This is a genomic window from Larkinella sp. VNQ87, from assembly GCF_049445795.1.
GTDB lineage: Bacteria > Bacteroidota > Bacteroidia > Cytophagales > Spirosomataceae > Larkinella.
Genome location: NZ_JBMSDT010000008.1, coordinates 31,055 through 53,507, shown reverse-complemented (window position 1 = coordinate 53,507; position 22,453 = coordinate 31,055). Strand labels below are relative to the sequence as shown.

Below are 22,453 nucleotides of genomic sequence, written 5' to 3'. Positions count from 1 at the left end.
CCGTGCTATTCCTGATTGATTTACTCGTCTTTGGCTCCTTCGTTGATGGAACTTTCGGCGATGTCGGTCAGGAGGGAATCCGTTTTTTTCTCTTCGCCCAGTGTAGCTTCCAGCAGTTTGACGGCTTCGGGATAGCCCAGCACCCCAGCCAGCGTTTTCAGCGTTCCGTACGAGGCAATTTCATAGTGTTCCACTTTCTGGGCCGCCGAAATGAGGGCCACATCGCGGGTCAGGCCGCCGTCTTCGGTGTCTTTGATGAGTTCTTCGGCTTCCTCAATCAACCCTTCCATTGCTTCACACTTTTTGGCCGAGGCTTTTTCCCCCACGGCTTCAAACACCTGCTCCAGTCGTTTGACCTGGTTTTCGGTTTCGGCCAGGTGGGTTTCGAATGCTCCCCGTAACTGATCCGAGGTAGCTGATTTCGCCATCTTGGTCAGGGCTTTGGTCAAATGTTTTTCCGCCCAATAAATGTCCTTCAACTCGTCCACGAACAATTCTTTCAATTCACTCTGATCGGTCGTTTCTTTTGACTTTGCCATGACTTTTTTGCTAGTTGGTTTACGGTTTTTCCAACCGTGAAGCCGTTTTTTTGTTTCTAACGAAGCAAAATCGGTTAGCTTTTGGGGCAGCAGTTGGTGAATGCCCCAATGGTGTCTGCGACTCTTTTTGCCGATAACCCGCTGATTACCGGCCGAATCGGCGTAAGCGTAGTTCCAGGGCGTCGGTTTTGCATCGGATCTATTTTTTTACGACAATGAGCGAAGACCTGCACGGCAACGTTCCGGATTCCTTTCCGGTCGCGCTGCTGATTATCGACATGATTAATGACCTGGATTTTCCGGATGGAGAAAGGTTTCTAAAACCGGCTTTGGCGGCAGCCGAACGAATTGCTGCCCTGAAAAAACGGGCCCAGAAACAGAATATCCCGGTGGTGTATGTCAACGACAATTTTGGCCGATGGCGGTCGGATTTCAGCGAAGTAGTCGAGCATGTGCTGAAGGATGGGGTGCGCGGGCAACGGCTGGCCGAGTTGCTGCATCCAGCCCAGGATGATTATTTTGTGCTGAAACCCAAGCACTCGGCGTTTTATGCCACCACGTTGGCAACACTGTTGGAATACCTGAAACCCAGTCAGTTGATCATTACCGGCCTGAGCGCCGATGTCTGCGTATTGTTTACGGCCAGCGACGCCTACATGCGGGAGTTCAAGCTGTTCATTCCCGCCGACTGCGTGGCCTCCGGCTCGGACGAACACACGAAAACCGCCCTGGCGTACATGGAGCGTGTGCTGAGCGCCGATGTCAGGCCTTCGGAAGAGCTGGATTTGGGGGCGCTGTGCGCGGTGAATAAATCGTAAAAAGCAAAAATGGCACCCGCAAACTGCGGGTGCCAACCAAAATGATCGGGCAGCGCCAGGCCTTTGCTCGGTCGTAGAACCTGACAGTGATTAAATTAGTGGACAATGGCAGCGGAAGCGGACGGACCCAGCCGGGTCCCGGGCACCGAAACCAGTTTAAGTTGATTTTGAATCAATTCGTGCATGCACTGCCAGGTTTGCGTCCAGGAATGCTGCGTCAACCAGGCATCCAGTTCATCCCAGTTCAGTTCATTCCGATTTTGCAGAAAGGTGTCGATCGCTGTTTCGAAGGTTTGGGCGGAGTCGCCAATCGCTACCGGTTCCCAGTCTCCGTACACCGCCACAACATCCCGGATGGGCGTCGAGACGACCGGCAGACCGGCCGCCAGGTACTCGGGCGTTTTGGTTGGGCTGATAAACCGGGTAGCTTCATTGATAGCAAAGGGCAACAGGCCAACCTGCCAGTTGCTGAAATAGGCGGGCAGATCTTCGTACCGCTTCATGCCCAGGTAATGCAAATTGGGGCCCTGGGGTAACGTGGCCGGGTCGATTTTGACAACCGGTCCCAGCAGAATAAACTGCCAGTCGGGACGACGCTGGGCGAGTTCGCCGAGCAGTTCGGTATCAAACCGCTCATCGATGACTCCGCAGAAGCCCAGCCGCGGGCCGGCCAGATGGCGTTGATCATCGGGATCAGGAAGGCCGGTACGGGCCTGCACAAAAAACTCGTAATCAATGCTGCTGGGAAACGCGTGAGCTGCTGAATGATGCTTTCGCTTGGATTCGTACAAGCTGTGCCCTCCGGTGAACACCAGTTCGGCCCGCTGCAGCAATCGGGCTTCACGCTCCCGCAATTGCGGGGGGGCTCCGCGGAACGCCGAGAGTTCGTCCATGCAATCGTAAACGGTAACCTGGGGTTGTAAATGCTGCGTAAACGGTAAGGCCATCGGAGTATAATACCAGGAAAGGTACTGATTGATTGCGTATTGGCTCATCAATTCGTCGAGCCAAAGCCGCTGCTGGGTGTTGGCACGGGCTTCGTCGGTGCCGGGACGAAGATGAGGAATAATAATGTGCAGTTGCTCCGAAATGGCCCGAATTTCCAGCCGTTCATTGTCATCCCAGAGCGGTTCCTCCCAAAACCAGACCCGCCAGTGACGGCTGGCCCGGGTTAACAAGTGTTGCGGACGTTGGTACACGAACGCCCAGCGCAAGTGAGAAAAACACAGCAGATCGGTCGGTTGGTCCGTGTTTTTTCGAGTGTTTCCTGCCCGTCCGGAGCTTACTTTTTTAGGAAGTTCGGCGGGCAATGCCGATTCAATGCCGGTGTGATAATGACGCATGGGAGGAGTTGATTAAGTCAATTTGTGTTTTCTATTCCATGAAAGAGACCAGGGCCGGGAAGGTTAGATCTGGTTGGATGGAACTTAGGATTTGGTCCGCCAGGGGCTTGAAACGCGTTTTTTGCCTTCCCATAGCCGGTCCATACACTCTTTTTTCTTTTCTGAAGTCAACTTTTCTCCCAGGGTGGGGTTTCAAGTTGCATACGCGTCCGGTTCAGCATACTCCCTGGCAAACCGGATGGAGAACAGACAGCAGCGAAGGGCTACGGATCGTATAACCGATTGACTCAAAGAATTAACATCTATGAAAAACCAGCTACTCAGGCGCAGGGTGGTAACTAACCTTGCGCGCATCAGCCTATTTTCTGGCTTTTGGATGGTTTGGGCCGTTGGCAGTGCCCTGGCCCAAACCGTGTCAGGAAAGGTGACGAGCGAAAACGGCGAAACCCTGCCGGGGGTCAGCATCCTCGTTCGGGGCACCACCACCGGTACAACCACCGACGTAAACGGGAATTTCAGTCTGACCGTACCCAATACCGATGAAACGCTGGTTTTCAGCTTTATCGGTTTTCAGACACAAGAGGTTCCCATCAGCGGACGGTCTACTATCAACGTTACCTTGGCAACCGATATTCAGGCCTTGCAGGAGGTCGTGGTGGTCGGCTACGGAACTCAGCGTCGGCAGGAGTTGACAAACGCGGTTTCGTCGGTCGGGGCACGGGCCATCGAGCGGCAACCCGTGGCGGGTTTTGATCAGGCCTTGCAGGGACAGGCACCCGGTATTCAGGTCACGGCCCCAACCGGCGCGCCCGGCGCGGGCATCAACATCCGGATTCGGGGCAACAACTCGATCAGCCTGACCAATTCGCCCCTGTATGTCATCGACGGCGTCCAGATCTTACCGACTTATGATCAGGAGCTTGGCATTGGCAACCAGCGCCCCAACCCGCTCAACACGCTGAATCCGAACGATATTGAAAGCATCGACGTGCTGAAAGACGGTGCGGCAGCGGCCATCTACGGACTTCGGGCGTCCAACGGCGTGGTGGTGATTACGACCAAACGGGGCAAAACCGGCAAACCGCAGGTCAGTTTCAACGCCTACTATGGCAGCCAGCGGTTGCGCCGGAAAATCGAGATGCTCAATGCCCGGCAGTTTGCCGAGTATTTCAACGAGGCCAATGTGGCTGCCGGAAATCCGCCTGCTTTCACGAACCTGGACAACCTGCCCTACGATACCGACTGGCAGGATGCCGTCTACCGCACCGGACCGATTCAGAACTACCAGATCAGCCTGAGTGGTGGTACCGACCGAACGAAATATTACGTTTCGGGCGGTTATTTCAAGCAAAACGGGATTCTGCTAAACTCCGGTTTTGATCGCTACAATTTCAAACTGAACCTCGATCAGCAGATGGGCGACCGGTTTCGGATGGGGGCCAGCCTTAACCTGAGCCGGACCAATAACAACACCAGCGTGCGGAGTGAACTCGGTTTGCAAAACTCCGGAACGGTGTTGGGCGCGCTGGCCCAGATCCCAACCATTCCGGTTCGGAACCCCAACGGCAGCTACGGGACCAACCCGTTCCAGCAACTCGACAACCCGGTGGGCAACCTGCTCGAAACCAACAACCGGGCCATCATTTACCAGGTCATCGGTAACGTCTACGGCGAACTCGACATTCGTTCGAACCTGTCGCTGCGGAGTTCCCTGGGCATCGATTTCCGGACCCAGTTGGAAAACCAGTTCATCACCCGCGATTATCCGGGTTCGCAGAATGCCAGCCCGGCCACCCGGGGGAGCGCCAGTACGGCCACCAATCAACAGGTGGTCTGGCTTTGGGAAAACACGCTGACTTACGACCCGAATCTGGGAAACGACCACACCCTGACGTTGCTGGCCGGTCAGTCGGTTCAGGCGTCGGACCGGTTTACGTCGCAGGCGTCGGTGACCGGTTTTCCGTCGAATGCCGTGCCGTATCTAAGCGCCGGGACGCAGTTTACGGCCCCGTCGAGTTACCAGGATCAATGGGGTTTGCTGAGCTTTTTTGCCCGGGCCATTTACAATTACCAGGAACGGTATCTGGCGACCCTGAGTTTGCGGGCCGATGGCTCCAGTCGGTTTGCCGAAGGCAACCGGTTTGGGTACTTCCCGGCTATTTCAGTGGGCTGGCGGGTTTCCCGGGAGGATTTTTTTCCGGAATCAAACGTGGTCAACGACCTGAAGTTGCGGCTAAGCTACGGGGCCAACGGCAACCAGGAAATTGGGGCCTATCAGCGGTTTAGCACCTACGGATCGGGCTTCAATTACGCTGGAATCGGCGGGATTCAGGGCGGCATTGCTCCCCAACAGATCGGCAATACCGGCTTGCAGTGGGAAACGACGAAACAATTCAACATTGGGGTGGATGCGGGTTTGTTCAATAACCGTCTGACAGCTACGCTGGATGCCTACCTGAAACGAACCACCAACTTGCTGACGAACGTGCCGTTGCCACTCAATGCCGGGGCGCAGAATCCGCAGATTATTCAGAATATCGGCGATGTTCAGAACAAAGGGCTGGAATTCTCGATCAACAGCACCAACATCCAGCGCGAGGGGGCCGGGTTGAACTGGACGACCAACTTCAACATCAGCCTCAACCGGAACGAGGTGCTCGACATCGGTACGCTGCGCAACGAACAGGGGCAGGAGGTCGACCGAGAAATCATCGGCGCCTACACGATCACGCGCAAAGGCCAGCCGCTAGGCGCTTTTTATGGTTACGTGACCCAGGGCATTTTTCAGTCGGCCAGCGAAATTGCCGATGCTCCCACCCAGCCCAACAACCCGCAACCGGGCGATATCCGGTTTGCCGACCTTAACAACGACGGCGTGATCGACGCCAACGACCGCACGGTGATTGGCAATCCGAACCCGGATTTCTTCGCCGGTCTGACCAATACGTTTACGTACAAGGGTTTTGAACTGAGCTTTTTGTTCCAGGGAAGTTTTGGGAACGACATTTACAACCAGAACCGCCAGAGCATCGAAGGCATGGCCGATCCGTTCAATCAGACGACGCGGGTGCTAAACCGCTGGCGGCCCGACAACACCAATACCAATATGCCCCGGGCGGTTCGCTACGACCCCAACCAGAATAACCGGTTTTCGACGCGGTTTGTCGAAAGCGGGACGTATACCCGCCTGAAAAACCTGACGCTGGCCTACAACCTTCCGGCCAAACCCTTGCAGCGGGCTAAAATCAGCAACGCCCGGGTGTATCTGACGGGCCAGAACCTGCTGACCTTCACGAACTACACCGGGTATGATCCGGAGGTGAGCGCCGATCCTTTCTCGTCCGTCGGTTTTGGCCGCGACTATGGCGTTTACCCCCAGGCCCGAACGTTCACCGCCGGAATCACCCTCAATTTTTAATCGAAGCCCTCATGAAAAATAGTCTTATTGTTTTGCTGGCGTTCGGGTTCGTGGCGGGTTGTCAGGTGCTCGACAAAACGCCCCTGCCGAGCATTACGCCCGAAAACTTTTTTCAAAATGCCGACGATGCCGAATCGGCCCTGACGGCGGCTTACGACGCCCTGCAACAAACCGGGTCCTACGGCCAGGATTTGAACGTGGTGGGGGAGATGCCGTCCGACAACGTAACGAGCACGAACGGGGATGTAAACGCGATGGAACGCATTCTCTGGACTCCGCAGACGAGCCAGGTCAACAACGTGTTTCAGGCGGCTTACATCGGAATCAACCGGGCCAACGTAGTGCTGAATTACGTACCCAACATTCAGATGGATACCGTGCGCCGGAACCAGATTTTGGGCGAAGCCAGCTTTCTGCGCGCTTTGCATTATTTCAATCTGGTGCGGTTATACGGCGCGATACCGCTACGGCTGCAACCGACCGAGTCGGGGGAGAACAGCGTGGTCAATTTGGCGCAATCGCCGGTTGATCAGGTGTATGCGCAGATTGTGAGCGATTTGCAACAGGCCGAGCAGTGGACGGCCGCCGGGGCTAGCAGTCCGGTGCGGGTGACCAAAACCGCTGTGAATGCCTTACAGACCCGGGTTTTCCTGACGCAGCGGCAGTGGGCGCAGGCTCTGACGGCTGCTGGAAACGTGATCGACAGCGATGGGTATCAACTAGTGCCGAACTTCAATGCGCTTTTTCCGCCGGAGAACAAACCGGAGTCGATTTTCGAGGTGCAATTTGCGGGAAATGCCGATGGCGGTTTTATCCTGCCCGACCTGATGCTGCCTTCTCCTCCGGCCACGTATTCCTTTCCCAAATTCAATATTCCGACGAATGAACTGATTCAATCGGCGGACACCAATCGGGATCTGCGCTGGAAATTCACCGGCGAGGTGACGTCGGCGGGCCGGAATCACGCCAGCTTTGTGGTATCAACGTCGACCAATGCGAACGACAACGGTTTTTTTGTCTACAAATGGCGCAGTAACCCCAATGCTTTCAACAGCCCGGACAACTACTACGTCCTGCGGCTGGCCGATGTCATGCTGATGTACGCCGAAGCCTCGAACGAACTGAACGGGCCAACCCAGGCGGCCCTGGCTCCGCTGAATGCGGTTCGGACCCGGGCGGGTTTACCGGTCCTAACGCTGGCAAACGTGGCAACCCAACAGGCTTTTCGGGTGGAGGTAGACCGGCAACGGCGGCTCGAGCTGGCCTTTGAAGGGGAACGCTGGTTCGATCTGCTCCGGTACGCCCGGCACGAACAGGCCAGCCCGAACGTCGATCATCCGGTCACGGCGCTCGATCTCATTCAGCAACAGCGGGGTTCGCGGGATGTGAATTACCTGCTGTTCCCGTTTCCGCAAACCGAAATCAACAACAACGCCTTGCTGCAGCAGAATCCGGGGTATTGAAAGAGAATGATTTAGTTAAGTATGTTCCACTCGTTAAACTTTTCTGACATGATGAATCAACATCCGTACCAGGCTTGTCTGGAAGCCTGTCAGGCCTGTGTCGTTGCCTGCGACCAGTGTGCCGAAGCCTGTTTGTATGAACCGGAAGTTTCTATGCTGACCGATTGCATTCGGCTGGACCGGGAGTGCGCCCGCATCTGCTCCATGGCCGTTCATTTCATGGCGTCGAACAGCCGCTATACCGGTTCGGTCTGTGAGTTATGTGCCAGAATCTGCGAAGACTGTGCGGCTGAGTGTGAGAAACACGCGGATAAGCATGAACATTGCCGACTGTGCGCCGAAGCCTGCCGCCGGTGCGCCGATGAATGCCGGGCGATGGTGGATTTAACGGACGTGGCCCATTCGTAAACGGATGGTAACCAGCGTCAAGCAAAACCCGGTCCGTTTCCCGATTAAATGGAGTAACGGGCCGGGTTTCTGCAAGAAGTAAAGTCAGCTTTATGCACGGCTATCCACACACTTTTGAACGAGGAATTTTGGGGCATGGGTAGCCAATCCATTATGAGAATATTATCATGAAACTGAATTGAGTGAAATCAAAAAATGTAGCGGACGGAAGGCAGGTTGACTGTATCCCACCAGTATTCCCGCAAAGCCTTGAAGCTCTCCAGCCATTGTTCGAATTTGAGCGGTTTGACCAGGTAACAGGAACTTCCCCGTTGGTAGGCCTCCAAAATATCATCCGGCTGACTCGACGCGCTTAGCATTATCACCGGAATGGAAGAAACCGGAAGCTTAAATTGCCGGATACATTCCAGCGTCTGCCAGCCATCTTCCCGCTCTGGTAAATACAAGTCCAGAATAATCAGTTGGGGAAGTTGCCATTCGCAACTTTCCGACGATTGCAGGAAGTCGATGGCTTGTTGTGAGGAAGAGGCCTGGATTAATTGTACATCCGGAAAGCTTTGCTGAATGACGTTTTCCATGATCAGAGCCTGATCAGGATTGTCTTCGATGACCAGGATGCGGGCCTGGCGAAGACTACGGCTTCGGGTGATCGGTTTTCTGTTCATTACACGTTTCGGTTAGAGTGTTAGTAAGTCGCGCGGATGCAGGCGTTCCATACCGGTTTGAATTGAACGTTGGCTAGGACGAAGGGGTGGGGCCGGATTAGTAAGAATCCAGCTCGATCGATCGGCTGAAAATCAGCCTTTATTTCGGGTGGGCAAAGCCGCCTGATTAAACCAGAAACGGCTCAGTCGGTAAATGGTTTGGGAAAAAAGCGAAGGGTCATCCGGGATCGTAACGACTGAATTTGCCCAGCCTGCGTAGCCCTGATGCACCATTTCGGACTCATTCTGGGCGACCAGCAACAACGTCGGGATTGCCGCCATCCGGGGTTCATGCTTGAGCAGTTGAAGCGCCTTCATCCGGTCCTGCACCGACGTACTCGCATCGAGCAAAATAAGCATTGGCAATTCATCGTCCGACAATTGATTCAGCAAAGACGGTAACAGCTTGCCCTGACTGACATGGCTGACGAGACAGTCGGCATGCTGGCTTTTCAGGGTTTTCCGAACCCATGTTGCTTTGGGCTGGCTGTCGGAGACAAAAACCACGGAACGGTCAATTTTTTTATCCACAGATGGCGTCGATTCCTGGAGGGTGTCCGGAAACAGTCGGGCGATCTGGGGCCAGCGTCGTCGGCCAACCGGCAAGACTGTCCCGCAACCCATTTGTACCGATCCGGCCATTTTGGCACGTGGAGGAGCCTCCCAGACGACCGCGTACTCCGGATTGATCAGGGCGGTTTTGTGAATGCGAATAAACCTGGGTAAACGGGATTCGAAAAAACTCAGCGGCTTACTGATCAACTCCTTTTTTCCGTTCGTAGCGGTCAGCCAGGTATAATTACTGGCACCCGTCAGAAAGCTGATCATTGCCGGAGATTCAATCAAATCATTTATAAAACTCATACGTTTCCGTTGCTAAAAGTGAAAACTGTTAAACCAGAGCAGGAACAGAGGGTTTGGTGCGGTGAGGTAACGGTCCGAACCATACGTTTATTGAGGTTCCTGTTCATCACCGGCACCCGGCTCGTTTTCGCCCTTGCCAACGTTATCCAGGGACGAATCTTCGTGCGTATTTTTGTCCATGCGGTTTTGTTGTTCACTGCAAAATTCCAGGGTCAGGGCAATGGCAACGATCAACGCGACAGCCGCCGTTATGGTCGCTACCCGCAGTGGCCCTGACCCGGGGCGGGTAAAGTCAGAGCGCCGGAGCCGGGATTTGCCCCGGAAGCCCATCCGGTAAATAATAAAACCGCCTGCAGCCAGCAGAAGGACGAAAAAGATCATTTCAATACCAACTCCCATAAGCATATCCGTTTTGAACTTTTTGAATGAACGCAATGCTTTTTGGAGATTGGCAGGAAGGAACTGAAAAATGAGGATTTGGCCCCAGTCTTTCAGGATCGATTGGCAACGGTTTTGGTACCGCCGGATCGGGTAAGATCAACGCAGGGCTGTTGAAAAACGCCTACAATGGTTTGAAGGACCAATCGTAGATCATGGCTTCACCCGATGCGGGTCCGTTGCCAAAAAAGAGCAGACTGACGCGTCGGTTGGCCCGCGGGCCCGAACCGTACAACTCCTTCCGGGCGAAGGCGGTGGTGTCTGCTGCCTCAAAAACGGCCTGGTTCAGGTTGTCGACAAAAATGGTCGTGACAAGCCCCGATTCAGACTGGTTTCTAACCTGAATCCGTACGGTGTGCTTCTTACCGTCGAACAGGGAAGGCATCAAGGAGTCTGTCTTGATGTTGGTTTGTGTGTGACCGACATTGAACACATTCTGATCAAAAGCCGTGCTGATGCCGTACGGATTATACAATGAACCATCCTGGGCAAAGAGCCGGATCTGCAGGTAATACGGAGCCTTTCCGGAAAAGGTAAACGTGCTTTCAAATCCTTTGTCAATTTTAAAATGTTCCGTAGTGCCAATCTCCGCTTCGGGCTGGTCGACCGAATAGCTCATCCGCATAGCCGCGCCATCTTGCTGGCTGTTTTTGCGGATGGTCAGGATCGGGGACTTCGAGAAGTTAGTCACCGAAAAACCGGCATCCAGGTCCGGAATTGGTGGGTTATCACGCTCCCGCTTGCAGTTGGTTAATATCACGGACAGCATAAGTAAAAAGTACAGGAAGCAAGCCCGTAGATGACCGAAAGTTTCCATGATTTTTGGTAGGACAGTGTTAATTTTTTCCATCGCGAAAAGCCAATTTCTAGGCTTGGTTATCCCGGGAAACGAGACAGATGGAGTGAGAAGGTACCGAAAATTCTTACAGGAAAAATACGGGATAATTTAAGTTTTCGGCTTGTTCTAGGAGAAAACTTATTAAACAGCCGGTTTCCGGGGGGCATGGGTTATGTTGCCTGTCTGATAATGCCGGACCGTTACCTTACTTTGGTTTTTTCTGAATGATGATTCCGGGGCCAGGAAGTTCTTCTGGTAGTCATCATCACGTCATGCAAAAATTGAATATTCTCATCTGGCACATTCACGGAGCCTACCTGACGGCCATTGCCCAAACGGAACACAACTGGTTTTTACCTACCAAACCGGGCCATCCGGAAGGATACGCCGGGCGGGGTGTCGATTCGTCACTGCCGGACTATGTTCGGGAAATCCCGGCGGATGAAATCCGCAAGCTCGACCTGGATTTAATTATTTTTCAAACCCCGCAAAACTACCAAACCGATCAGTACGAAATTCTGTCGCCGAAGCAGCAACAATTGCCCAAAATTTACCTGGAACACAACACGCCGGAGCCACACCCGACTTTTTCGCGCCACCCGGTGGCCGACGACCCCGACGTGTTTCTCGTTCATGTGACCCATTACAATCGGCTGATGTGGGACAACGGACAGGCTCCCAGTGCCGTCATCGAACACAGCGTCGCCATCGACCCGGCGGTGCGCTACCGGGGCCATCGGGCGGAAGGGATCGTTGTCGTGAATGAGTTGCAACGGCGGGGGCGCATGGCCGGGTTCGATTTGTTCGAAATGCTCCGGGAGAGGGTGCCACTGACGGTCGCGGGCATGAAATCGGCCGAAATCGGCGGGATTGGTGAAATTCACTACCGGTATCTGCACGAACGCGTGGCGGAATACCGGTTTTTGTTCAGCCCGATGCGCTACAGCAGCCTGCCGCTGGCCGTGATCGAAGCCATGACGATCGGGATGCCGATTGTGGCCCTGGCCACGACGGAACTGCCAACGGTGATCGAGAATGGAGTTCACGGCTTCGTGTCCGGCAACCCCGACGAACTGGCCGACCGGATGCAGTGGCTCTTGGACCACCCCGACGAAGCCCGGTGCATGGGCGACAACGCCCGCGAACTGGCCCAGAGCCGCTTTGGGCTGGACCGGTTTGTACGCGATTGGAACCGGGTGATGAACGAAGTCGTCAGCGCGACAGTACCGACATTGCTTCGTCAATAACCCGCCGGGCGTCGTCGGCTTCGCCGACGGCCCGGTGCAACTGCCGGTTAAGCGGTCCCCACTCGTCGGGTCGGGAGGTGGAATAGATGATCACGCTGGGCGTTCTGAGGGCCGAAGCGATGTGCGAAACGCCCGTGTCGTTGCTGACCAGAAGCGCCGTGCGACTCAGTACCCAGCCCACCATGCCAAGGTCGGTTTTGCCGGCCAGGCTGATGGCGGGGGTGCGCAGTTGGCGCTGAACCCGCTCGATGATGGGGGCTTCGGTGGCCGTTCCGGTTATGACGATGGAATAGCCTTGTTCGGCCAGGGCGTTGGCCACCTGCGCGAAGTGGGATTCGGGCCAGCGCCGGGCCGAAATGCCACCGGGATGGATGCACACATACCGTCGGGGTTCCAGACCTGCGACTTCATCCACCTGAGAGGCCCGTTCCGTGTCTGTTTCGGTCAGCGGAAACTCCAGCTCTTCGCCCTGCGCCGGAAGGCCCAGATAGTCCATCAGTTGCAAATGCCGCCGGATTTCGTGCTGGTTTTCGGGATAAGCCCTATAAAAATTCTCATCAAACCGGTATTGGGGTAATCCGGCTGGATAATAACCGGCCGTCAGCCGCGCACCGAGCAGCGGCATCATGGGGTTCACACAGGTGCCATTGCCCTGCATCTGAATGACTAAATCGAAGGCCCGCTGCTGCATCATCCGCAGAAATTCCGTCGTTTTCGCCGGGTCAACCGGCTGTTCGGGCAAACCCGGCCAACCCGGAAAGGAGATAAATTCGTCCAGATACGCCGGAAACCGGTTCACAAAATCCTGCGCCCAGGGCAGGCTGATGAGGGCAATGTGCGCCTTCGGAAACGCCCGACGCAAGGCCCGCAGGGCCGGAACAGTCACCAGCAAATCTCCCAGTTTGATGGCCCGAAAAACGGCGATGTTTTGGGGCACTTCGCCGAGCGCATTCTCGATTTTGTTCATAATTGAGTGCAGTTTTTAAGGTTGATGGGAACACGGATTGAACGGATGAAACGGATATAAAAACAGATCTATCGGTTTCAATCCATTTTATCCGTTCAATCCGTGTTCCCATCCTAAAAGAACAACGTCCGGTATTTCACCGCCCCATACAGCCGCCAGTAGACCGATAGAAACGGCGTCAAAACCGCGGCCAATAGGTTTTGTCCAAGCTGTTTAAGCGTCCAGCTCGTACCCCGCAACCGGCGAATGACCAGCGTCAGTAACGCAACCGCCCAGAGACTCAGAAACAGGGTTGCCGCCGGTTTTTGACCGAACAACCACAAGCCAAGCCCCAGCCCAAAACTGCCGACAAACAGGTAATACACGGTGACCAACCCCCGGTATTGGGGAATCCGGTCGCGGAATAACCGGGTGTGCTCCTTGTACAATAGGGCGTCGTAGGCATTTTTTCGCTCGTCTTTCAGGCAGGCCCACCAGGGCGCTTCCCGGCAGGGATGCACAATGATGGCCTCCCGGTTTTTGACAATAGGAATGCCTTTCTCCAGAAATTTAAACTGCAACTCACTGTCTTCCCGCCAGGCAATGTCGAACCGCTCGTCCAGCCCACCGACCTGTTCCAGCACCGATCGTCGGCAGAAACAATTGGCCGTCACGAATTCGGCCGTTTCGAGCAGGGCCACGATCTGCTCGGTTTCGGTGGGCGGGTCGTGCCGGGGAACGCGAACCTGCCCCGAAACGACCTGGGCACCGTGGGCAAAATCTTCCCAGGCCGCGCTCAGCCAGTTTTCGTCCGGAAGACAGTCGTCGTCAGTAAACGCAATGACGGTGCCCCGGGCCGATTGCCAGCCCCGGTTTCGGGCGGCAGCGGGGCCGCGTCTTTCGGGCTGGGTCAGGTAGTGAAACGACAAATCGCCCGACTGGCTGGCTTCCTCCACCGTCTGGCGGGTTTCCGCATCGGCTCCGTCATCAACGACAATGACTTCCATCTCAGCGTGATCGAACATTTGGCGTTGCAGGGCATTCAGGCAACGCTTCAGCAGGTGGGGCCGACGATACGTGGGAATAACGACTGAGAATACCATGTTCACTGAATTTCAATACCGGCCCATTCCTGACTTTCCTGCTGAACTTCCCGGCGTTGCCAGCGGCTGGATTCGCTGCGCTTGTCCGATTTGGTCAGCATAAACGACCCAATGACGAGCGCATCCAGTGGGGAAGTCCAGAAGGATTCGATGGCGTCGCGCGGGGTACAGACAATTGGTTCACCCCTCGTATTGAACGAGGTATTGATCAAAACCGGAACGCCGGTTTTTTCGTAAAAAGCCTTAATCAGCTCGTAATAGATGCCATTCTGCTGCCGGTTGACGGTCTGAATCCGGGCGGTTCCGTCGGTATGCCGGACGGCCGGGATCAGATCGGCTTTTTCGGGCCGGACATCGTTGACAAACAGCATGAACGGCGATGGTCGCGCATTGACAAAAAACGTGTCGGCCAGTTCTTCGAGCACGACCGGAGCTACGGGCCGGAAGTCTTCCCGGTCTTTCAGGTCGTTGAGCCGGTTTTGCATGTCGGCCGGAAACGGAGCCGCCAAAAGGGACCGGGCTCCCAGCGCGCGCGGCCCGAACTCACACCCAAACTGGTACCAGCCAATGACGTTGCCTTCGGCCAGGTAATCCGCCACTTCGTCGGCCACGTTGTCGAGCCGTTTGTAATCCAGCTTCGACCAGTTCAGAAAGGCTTCGATGTCGGCATCCGTGAAGGCCGGGCCGAGGTAAACATGCTCCATGACATACCGGCGTTCGTTGGACTGGCGGCTTTGGGCATCGATCCAAAGGGCAGCCCCGAGGGCGGTTCCGGCATCCCCGGCTGCGGGTTGCGCCCAGATGTTTTTGAACGGCCCCCGGTCGCGCAGTCGGGCGTTCATGACGCAGTTGAGCGCCACTCCACCCGCCATGCACAGGTTTTCAGCCCCGGTTTTTTCGTGCAGCCAGGAGATGAGTTGCAGGACGGTTTCTTCCAAAACCGTCTGCACCGAGCTGGCAATGTCGAAATGCCGCGCTTCGAGCGGGCCGCCTTTATCGCGGGTCGGACCAAACCGCCCTTCCAGATCAAGGGGATCGATGGTGTACTGGCCGTTGTCCTGCACGGTAATCAGGTTGCGGAAATAATCGGCGTAGACCGGTTTTCCGAACGACGCCAGCGCCATCACTTTATATTCATCCGACGAATGCAGAAAACCGAGGTAGGTGGTCATCTGTTCGTAGAGCAGGCCCAGGGAATGGGGGAGGGCTACTTCGCCCAGTAACTCCAGGCGGTTGCCTTCGCCCAGCCAGTAACTCGTCGAAACGGTTTCGCCCCGGCCGTCGAGCACCAAAACCGCGGCTTTTTCGTGCGGACTGGGCAGAAAGGCGCTGGCTGCGTGGGCGCGGTGATGGTTGACAAAATGCCACTGGTACGGCCCGTCGTGCCGAGCCTCCGTAAACCGCTTCGACAGGTGCAGCGGCACGCCATCCACCAGATGCCCTGGCGCGTTCAGAATGGAGGACAGAAACAACCCGTCGTAGGGATTCGACCAGCCATTGAGCGACTCGATGCCCGGATGCAACGGAATCTCGACCGTAAGCCGGTCGCGGTGGCCGTCGAGCAAGAGTTCAGGGTCGAACGAATAGGCAATGTGATCGAGTTCCGTCAGCCGGATACCCGCTTTTTTCAGGCAGAAATCAATGGCGTTGTACGGCAGTTCGTACGTCGAAAACGGAATCGGGCGTTTGCCGTGCTTGACGTGCGTAAACCGTTCTTCTTCGGCAGCGGCCAGCACGACGCCGTCTTTCACCAGAACAGCCGCCGGATCGTGGAAGGCGGCATTGATACCTAACGTGTACATGAGAAATGAGATTATACCGTGGAATGGTCTAAAACCGCTTTTTTAGTTTGGATTAATTCGTTGACAGCCTGAACGATGGCTTCCGGCGATGCCCGGGGTTCGGCTGGTTCCGGAAACTGCTGGAGCAACCGGTTCCGGGAACGCAACTCGGCTGGTACCTCGAAATAAAGTACACGGTTTGGAACCAGCCAGGGCGTATGCTGCGGGTTGGTCATGGCGTAGAGCACCACCACGGGCGTTCCGACGGCCGAGGCCATGTGAACCGGTCCGGTGTTGTTCGAGATCAGCAGTGGTGCTTCGGCAATGAGTCCGGCGAAGGTTTCCAGCGAAAACCGCCCAGCCGCATTGAAGGCTTTTTCGCCCAGCGCCTGCCGAATGGTTTCGGCGTAGTCGCGTTCGGATGCACTGCCGGTCAACACGAGCTGAAAACCGTCTTTAGCGATGAGTTGCCGGGCCGCCCGGATGTACTGATCGGCCGGATAGCGCCGTTTGGCTTCGCTGACGCCCGGATGGAGCAGCAGCCAGGGCGCGTCGGCCCGAATCCCGGCCTGGGCCAATTGGGTCAGCGCCTGTTGACGCGCTTCGGAACTGACAGTCAAGGACAAACGTTTGTTGGAAGTTGTGCAACCCACGGTGCTGACCAGGGCCAATTGCCGCTCTACTTCGTGTTGGGTAGCGACTAAAATTTCGGGATCGGGTACCCAATCGGTCATTAGTTGATAGGGATTTTCCCGGCAGAAGCCCAGCATCCGGGGAATTCCGGCGAGGTAACAAAGTAGGGCCGAGGGCAACGGATTCTGGCTCTGTACATTGAAAATAACGGCTGCGTCGAACTGCTTCTCCTGCAAGGTTCGGGCTAAAATCGGTATGGCAGCGGGGCCGTTGCCACTAGCGGTCTGCACCCAGGGCAGGTCGAACGTCAGCACGTCATCAATTTCGGGAATCAATCGCGCAATCCCGGCTCCGGCGGACGACGTAAGCAGGGTCAGCTTCCGGTCGGGTACCGATTCCTTCAGGGCGCGAAATGCCGGGGTGGTCATTAGCACATCGCCCAGGTTGTCGGGCCTGACGCAGAGAATATTTCTGAACGTCTGCCAATCCGATCCGGCCGGTTGGATGATCCCCTCACGATGATTGATTGGTTTCATACAGAGCCTGTTCGGCGTTGGGTGGTTGTTTATCGCTGGCTTGTCCCAGAATCAGGTTTGGAATGTCGTCCCAATCCCGAACGGTTTGGGTTGGCTGGCGGTAGGGGCCTGAAAGCCACTCCGTTTCATGGCCATTATCGAGCAGGATGGTCCGGCATCCGGCCCGGTTTCCGGCTTCGGCATCGTTCAGAATGTCCCCGATCATCCAGGAATTTAACAGGTCGATTCCGTGATCGCGGGCGGCCTGCTGTAGCAGCCCCGGAGCCGGTTTTCGGCAGTTGCAGGTGATCGCGTAGTTCAAAACCGTTCCTGCCGGGTGATGAGGGCAATAGTAAAAACCGGTCAGCCGAACGCCGTAAGGTTCGAGCAGGGTCGTCAGCCGGTTTCTGACCCCTTCCAGTGAAAGCTCCGGAAAATAACCGAGTGCAATTCCCGACTGGTTCGAAATCACGATGAGCGCGTATCCTGCTTCCTGAAGCCGTTGCAAAGCAAGTCCTGTTCCGGCGTATAGCGTAATGCGTTCGGGCTCAACGTTGTACGGGATATCAGGAATAAGCGTGCCGTCCTTGTCGATAAAAACCGCCTTCATGCCTTACGCCGTTCGGCTGAGTTGGGTGGCTGGTAAGGGGTTTCGCAGACTTTTCTCAATGCCCCGGACGGACGTCCCCCGGTTGGCCGGACTGGCTACACCCAGCTTCTCGTAAAGAGCCGCCGTTTTGTGAGCCACATTCAGCCAGGTGAATTCGCGGTAAACGTGCCGCAAGGCGCGCGCCCGCAGCGCATGGGCAATGCGGGGGTGCTGAATCAGTAGCTTCAGTTTTTCGGCCAGCAGGTCGGGTGCCTTGGGCGGAACCAGCAACCCGGTTTGCCCATCGACAATGGTGTACTGAATGCCGCCGACCCGGGCACCCACCACGGGCGTTCCGCAGGCCATCGCTTCCAGGGGCGTAATCCCGAAGGGTTCGTACCAGGGTGTGGTGACAAACACATTGGCCGCGCTGTAATAGTACCGCAGCAGGTTCCGGTCGCGACGACCTACGAAGGTCACCCGGTCGGCAATGCCTTCCTGTTCGGCCAGGTGTTGCAACCGGCCGATTTCGGGCGTGGTCACTGGGTCGGCGCAGTCCGATTCGCCCCCAACGACTAGTAAGCGGGTTTTGATACCGTATTTTTTCTTCAAACAGCTAACGGCCTGAACCACATTGTCGATGCCTTTGCGGGGCACAATCCGGCCCAGTTGCAGAATGATGGTTTCGTCGGGGTCGAGTTTCAGCAGGGTTCGGGCCAGCGTGCGGTCGATGGCGTAAAATTCGTAGGGATTAAACCCGTTAGGGATGATTGTAACTTTCTCAGGGTCAGCGTCGTATAGGGTGATTAGATCGTCGCGGTCCTGCGGGCACAGGGCCACCAGGTGATCGGCCTCCCGGATGACGCGTTCTTCAATCGCAAACCGGTCGGCCGGAAATTTGTCGGAATCGCCCTGGCTGATGCGCCGGACCTTGCCCAGCGCGTGAAAGGTAATGACATACGGAATATGCAGGACTTTTCGGGCATCGGCGGCTACCAGCGCCGACATAAAAAAGTGGGCGTGGATGAGTTGGTAAGGTTCATCCTGACAGCGGACAAACGCGATGAAGTTGTCCGTAAACTCAGGCATATGGGGTAATAGTTCTTCTTTGGGCAGGCATTCGATCGGCCCGGCTTTGAGGTGGATGACCCGGATGTTGGGCTTCCAGTGGACCAGTAGAGCTACATCGGCGTGCTCCCATCGGGTAAAAATGTCGATCTCATAGCCCAGTTTTGCCAGGTGTTGGGCCAGTTCGGCAACGGCAATGTTTTGCCCGCCGGCATCAACCCCACCCGCGGTAGCCAGGGGAGATGCGTGTTCGCTGATTAAGGCTAATCTTCTATTCATTGCGTGACAGTCCACCAGGAAGTGCTGCCCGAGTTTGTTCGGTTCGTCGCTGTTGGATGCCATTTTGAACGGCTTCTGTTTTCAAAGGTTTCATGAAGAAACGTTTATGTTCCGGGTAGTGAGGCAACGGACCCCTGGTAAAATGGGCGGTTTGCAGCCTCGTTGGATTCCTATTTTTCGAAGCAATAGATTGCGTAGGGAAGTATCCGTTTAAGTGCAATCCGGAACAGAAAGACTGAATCGATAGCTGGTCTGGATGGATTTCGGCAACCCAATCGGCCCACTGCCTTACTTTTTGATGCTATAAAACAGCGTGAGTTTCATTTAGGTAGTTTGTCAACCAGGAAGTCGTGATGACTCATTCTGTTCAAATTTGCGTGAACCATGCGTACCAAAACCTACAACAGCGCAACCTACTGGCAACCCTTTACAGAATCCAACGACAGCTCCCAATGGGTAGCCGGTCTCGATGAACAGTTGAAACATCTCTCTCTCCGCACTAAACTTCCCTTTGAGTTGCCCGGAGGGGTACCGGAGTTGGGGTTGACCGCCAACTCGTTCTGGTTGATCGGTCCGCTGGGAGGAAGTGCCCGGCTGGCGATCCGAACCTGCTTCGACCCGCAGGGCCTGAAAAGCTGCAAACGAATCCGGGGGGATGAAAAAACCGTTGAATACACCATCGAAGGAACGCTGGGGACTTTTTGGGTGACCATTGAGCGACCCAAGGAGGACAAACCAATGATCCGGTACACCACCTCACTGGTTCCCCGACAGAACTTTACCCTACAGGCTTTCCCCCGTGATTTATACATCCTTGACCAAAATTGGAACCCGTTTAGGACCAAAGGCATCACCTACGTGACCCAGAGCGGCCCGACCTCCGGGCTGGCGTACCTGTCGGTGATTGAACCCACGGAAGCATCGGTCATTTATTTTCAGAACTTTACGGCGCTGAATCCGTATTTTGAAGCCACAAAGACCGAACCCTCCGATACCGTCAGTGTGCAGTGGCCGGAAGCCGGTTTTGCCCTCCCCGCATCGGATCAACCTTTGGAAGCGGGCAAAGAACTGGTGCTTTCGGATGCGTTTGTTTACCTCAGCGAATCGATCCCCCAAAGCGAATTTGAAGCCGCCGACGAATTCCTGGAAGCCATCAGTTGTGTCTACCGGTATATACCCCGGCCCGAGACCGGCTATTACGACTGGCCGAAAGCCGCCGAAAAAAGCATTCAGGCCTTAACCGAATCTTCGCACTGCGGCCGGACGATCCAGAAAAAGTACTACGTCAATGCGTACGTCGATGCAACCCAAAAACCGCCCGAGAGCATGGTGCAGCTCGCCATTCTGGTTCCGCTGTGGGAATACCAGGAGTGGCTGGGAAAGCCTGTCGATCTGGTGGCACAATTGCAAAAAAACCTGCCCTCGTTTTACGACGATAAGCACGAGACATTCATGCGCTGGCTACCGGGGGGTACCTTCAAAGAGGAAGACCGCAGTGAAGAACAGGACCCGAACAAAATCGACTCCTGGTACTTGCTGCACACGTTGATGAATCTCGGGCGACTGGCCGAAAAAGGCGATACGGAATCGAAAGACCTCTTGTTCCGGTCGCTGGAGTTCGTAATCCGGGCGGCTCACCACTTTGATTATGACTGGCCGGTTTTTTACGATATCCGAACACTGGAGGTTGTCAAGGCCGAAACCACCGAGGGCAAGGGCGGAGAACTGGATGTGGCCGGTCTCTACACCCACGTCCTGCTTCAGACTTATGAACTGACGCGGGAATCCCGTTACCTGGAGGAGGCAATTCGATCCGCCGAGCGGTTGCGGGGCAAGGGCTTCGAACTCCTCTACCAGACCAATAATACCGTCATGAGCGCCCTGACGCTGGCCAAGCTCTGGAAAATTACCGGCAATCGGTTCTACTTTGACCTGAGTCGGCTGTGTATCGCCAACGTTGTGGCCCGCATGTGGATGTGGGAGTGTAATTTTGGCTATGGGCTAGCCCGCAGCACGTTTCTGGGTGTTGCGCCCCTCAAAGACGCCCCCTACCTGGCGGCCTACGAAGAAGCGGAGATTTTGGCGACGATGCTGAATTACCTGAAAGAAGTAGGCTACGACGTTCCGGAACCGGTTCGGCTTATTTTTTCGGAATACTTTAAATACGTCCTGCACCGGGGGCGGTTTTATTACCCTTCGGAATTACCGGAAGAAATGCTCTGTCAGGAACCCCGGGAAGGGCGGTTGATCCGGGATCTGCCCATTCCGGTCGAAGATATTTCGGTCGGCTGGAAACAGGCCGGTGAGGTGGGGCAGGAAGTATACGGTGGGGCGCTGGCCTACATTCTGACCACCTACGCATATAAGTCGTTTCAGGGTATTCCGGTCGTTGTTTTTTCGGATTATCCCATTTACCATGCCGAGTACGAACTGCTTGACAAGGAAAGCGGCTACGTGGTGATCCGACTGGCCGGAACGGCAGATTTCACTTGTCGGGTCCGGTTGCTGGCAAAAGGAAAAACGTTACCGACCGTTTCGCTTTTCGAAGAAGACAAACCGGATAGCCCGGCGCTCAAACCGGTTGAGAAGACCAAAAAATATGTGGATTACCGGGTGCAGGGGCATCAGCAACTCCGGATGGAATGGTCGGCGGGGAAACCAACTAACAAACTCAACAAAAACGCAACGTTATGGAACAGTCAAATGGGCATACCGCCTTCGAAACGCTGGAGGGGAAACGAATTGTGATCACGGGAGGAACGACCGGAATCGGGCGCGCTATTGCACTACTGCTAGGCTCCTCCGGGGCGCATATTTTCACCTTCGGGCGGCATCAGGAACAACTGGACGAAACGCTGACCGCCATCCGCCAGGCGGGCGGACTGGTCGACGGCACCGTGGCTGACAGTGCCAGTGGGGACGATATCCGCCGGGTTTTTCAGGAAGCCGACGAAAAGCTGGGGGGGCTCGACATTCTCATAAACTGTGCCGCTCTGGCAGCAGGTTCCTTGAGTGAGATGGAAGATGCCGACTGGCGGTATGTGCTTCAAACCAATCTGGGCGGTTATCTGGCTGCCACAAAAGAAGCTCTCAGCCGACTGCAACCCCAGAAACGCGGACACATTGTGCTGGTCGGGTCGATGAGCGCCGATGTCCGGGAGGAGGGAAGTTCGGTGTATGTCGCGACCAAGGCCGCCATTCAGGGCTTTGCCGAAAGTCTGCGAAAAGAAGTAAACCCCGACGGAATCAAGGTTAGTCTGGTGGAACCGGGGGCCGTTGGCTCCGACATGCAGAACACGGCTCCCGACGAAGAACGGGCGAAACAAAAAACCGGCGAAATGCTGAAAGCCGAGGATATTGCCGTCTGCGTGTATTACATTCTGACGCAACCGCTGCGTTGCGATGTGGTCGCCGTTCAGATTCGGCCCCACCTTCAGTTGATTTAAGAACGGACGCACG

The 22,453-nt window shown here is 55.5% G+C and carries 19 protein-coding genes; 7 read left to right on the top strand and 12 right to left on the bottom strand.

Annotation, left to right across the window (positions count from 1 at the left end):
- Nucleotides 1–20: 20 nt before the first annotated feature.
- Nucleotides 21–539 (bottom strand): ferritin-like domain-containing protein, encoded by a 519-nt coding sequence (locus tag ACO2Q8_RS14930; RefSeq protein WP_423345632.1) that lies wholly within the window; start codon nucleotides 537–539, stop codon nucleotides 21–23.
- A 215-nt stretch (nucleotides 540–754) separates the two neighbouring features.
- On the opposite strand from ACO2Q8_RS14930, the gene ACO2Q8_RS14925 reads away from it, so the two are divergent.
- Nucleotides 755–1,357, top strand: coding sequence for a cysteine hydrolase family protein (locus tag ACO2Q8_RS14925; protein ID WP_423345631.1), 603 nt, complete (start codon nucleotides 755–757; stop codon nucleotides 1,355–1,357).
- Nucleotides 1,358–1,452: 95 nt separating this feature from the next.
- Here ACO2Q8_RS14925 and ACO2Q8_RS14920 read toward each other — a convergent pair whose 3' ends face one another.
- A complete protein-coding gene (locus ACO2Q8_RS14920) occupies nucleotides 1,453–2,700 on the bottom strand; it encodes a glycosyltransferase family 1 protein (protein WP_423345630.1) in 1,248 nt (415 codons plus the stop codon).
- A gap of 376 nt (nucleotides 2,701–3,076) precedes the next feature.
- Here ACO2Q8_RS14920 and ACO2Q8_RS14915 point away from each other — a divergent pair, with 376 nt between their 5' ends.
- From ACO2Q8_RS14915 to ACO2Q8_RS14905, 3 genes are read left to right on the top strand one after another with little or no spacing between them, the layout of a single operon-like run.
- Complete coding sequence (locus ACO2Q8_RS14915) at nucleotides 3,077–6,118, top strand: SusC/RagA family TonB-linked outer membrane protein (RefSeq protein ID WP_423345629.1); 3,042 nt, start codon at nucleotides 3,077–3,079, stop codon at nucleotides 6,116–6,118.
- A gap of 11 nt (nucleotides 6,119–6,129) precedes the next feature.
- Nucleotides 6,130–7,581: a RagB/SusD family nutrient uptake outer membrane protein gene (locus ACO2Q8_RS14910; protein WP_423345628.1), complete on the top strand. Its 1,452-nt coding sequence runs from the start codon at nucleotides 6,130–6,132 to the stop codon at nucleotides 7,579–7,581.
- A 48-nt stretch (nucleotides 7,582–7,629) separates the two neighbouring features.
- Nucleotides 7,630–7,989 (top strand): four-helix bundle copper-binding protein, encoded by a 360-nt coding sequence (locus tag ACO2Q8_RS14905; protein WP_423345627.1) that lies wholly within the window; start codon nucleotides 7,630–7,632, stop codon nucleotides 7,987–7,989.
- 188 nt (nucleotides 7,990–8,177) lie between these two features.
- On the opposite strand, the gene ACO2Q8_RS14900 is transcribed toward ACO2Q8_RS14905, so the two are convergent.
- The 4 genes from ACO2Q8_RS14900 to ACO2Q8_RS14885 form a co-directional block, all read right to left on the bottom strand.
- Nucleotides 8,178–8,654: a response regulator gene (locus ACO2Q8_RS14900; RefSeq protein ID WP_423345626.1), complete on the bottom strand. Its 477-nt coding sequence runs from the start codon at nucleotides 8,652–8,654 to the stop codon at nucleotides 8,178–8,180.
- 132 nt (nucleotides 8,655–8,786) lie between these two features.
- Nucleotides 8,787–9,557: a LytTR family transcriptional regulator DNA-binding domain-containing protein gene (locus ACO2Q8_RS14895; protein WP_423345625.1), complete on the bottom strand. Its 771-nt coding sequence runs from the start codon at nucleotides 9,555–9,557 to the stop codon at nucleotides 8,787–8,789.
- Nucleotides 9,558–9,644: 87 nt separating this feature from the next.
- A complete protein-coding gene (locus ACO2Q8_RS14890; protein ID WP_423345624.1) occupies nucleotides 9,645–9,956 on the bottom strand; it encodes a hypothetical protein in 312 nt (103 codons plus the stop codon).
- Nucleotides 9,957–10,119: 163 nt separating this feature from the next.
- Nucleotides 10,120–10,764, bottom strand: coding sequence for a hypothetical protein (locus ACO2Q8_RS14885; protein WP_423345623.1), 645 nt, complete (start codon nucleotides 10,762–10,764; stop codon nucleotides 10,120–10,122).
- Nucleotides 10,765–11,105: 341 nt separating this feature from the next.
- Between ACO2Q8_RS14885 and ACO2Q8_RS14880 the strand changes: the two genes are divergently transcribed.
- Nucleotides 11,106–12,080 (top strand): glycosyltransferase family 4 protein, encoded by a 975-nt coding sequence (locus ACO2Q8_RS14880; protein ID WP_423345622.1) that lies wholly within the window; start codon nucleotides 11,106–11,108, stop codon nucleotides 12,078–12,080.
- Here the strand turns inward: ACO2Q8_RS14880 and ACO2Q8_RS14875 are convergent.
- The 6 genes from ACO2Q8_RS14875 to ACO2Q8_RS14850 all read right to left on the bottom strand — a co-directional run bounded on the left by ACO2Q8_RS14875 (nucleotide 12,046) and on the right by ACO2Q8_RS14850 (nucleotide 18,994).
- Entirely contained in the window at nucleotides 12,046–13,047 is a 1,002-nt protein-coding gene (locus ACO2Q8_RS14875) for a glycosyltransferase family 9 protein (protein WP_423345621.1), read from the bottom strand. The two genes, ACO2Q8_RS14880 and ACO2Q8_RS14875, sit on opposite strands and share 35 nt — an antisense overlap.
- Before the next feature lie 113 nt (nucleotides 13,048–13,160).
- A complete protein-coding gene (locus ACO2Q8_RS14870; RefSeq protein ID WP_423345620.1) occupies nucleotides 13,161–14,129 on the bottom strand; it encodes a glycosyltransferase family 2 protein in 969 nt (322 codons plus the stop codon).
- A gap of 2 nt (nucleotides 14,130–14,131) precedes the next feature.
- Nucleotides 14,132–15,931: a carbamoyltransferase gene (locus tag ACO2Q8_RS14865; protein WP_423345619.1), complete on the bottom strand. Its 1,800-nt coding sequence runs from the start codon at nucleotides 15,929–15,931 to the stop codon at nucleotides 14,132–14,134.
- 11 nt (nucleotides 15,932–15,942) lie between these two features.
- Nucleotides 15,943–17,079, bottom strand: a complete 1,137-nt coding sequence (gene waaF / locus ACO2Q8_RS14860) for a lipopolysaccharide heptosyltransferase II (protein ID WP_423345618.1) — start codon at nucleotides 17,077–17,079, stop codon at nucleotides 15,943–15,945.
- The gene (locus ACO2Q8_RS14855) at nucleotides 17,057–17,668 is read right to left on the bottom strand and encodes a D-glycero-alpha-D-manno-heptose-1,7-bisphosphate 7-phosphatase (RefSeq protein WP_423345617.1); all 612 of its coding nucleotides are present in this window, start codon (nucleotides 17,666–17,668) and stop codon (nucleotides 17,057–17,059) included. The genes waaF and ACO2Q8_RS14855 overlap by 23 nt, the downstream gene beginning before the upstream one ends.
- Before the next feature lie 3 nt (nucleotides 17,669–17,671).
- Nucleotides 17,672–18,994, bottom strand: coding sequence for a glycosyltransferase family 4 protein (locus ACO2Q8_RS14850; RefSeq protein WP_423345616.1), 1,323 nt, complete (start codon nucleotides 18,992–18,994; stop codon nucleotides 17,672–17,674).
- Nucleotides 18,995–19,378: 384 nt separating this feature from the next.
- Here ACO2Q8_RS14850 and ACO2Q8_RS14845 point away from each other — a divergent pair, with 384 nt between their 5' ends.
- Nucleotides 19,379–21,742: a hypothetical protein gene (locus tag ACO2Q8_RS14845; protein WP_423345615.1), complete on the top strand. Its 2,364-nt coding sequence runs from the start codon at nucleotides 19,379–19,381 to the stop codon at nucleotides 21,740–21,742.
- Nucleotides 21,685–22,440 (top strand): SDR family oxidoreductase, encoded by a 756-nt coding sequence (locus ACO2Q8_RS14840; RefSeq protein WP_423345614.1) that lies wholly within the window; start codon nucleotides 21,685–21,687, stop codon nucleotides 22,438–22,440. The genes ACO2Q8_RS14845 and ACO2Q8_RS14840 overlap by 58 nt, the downstream gene beginning before the upstream one ends.
- Nucleotides 22,441–22,453 lie beyond the last annotated feature (13 nt).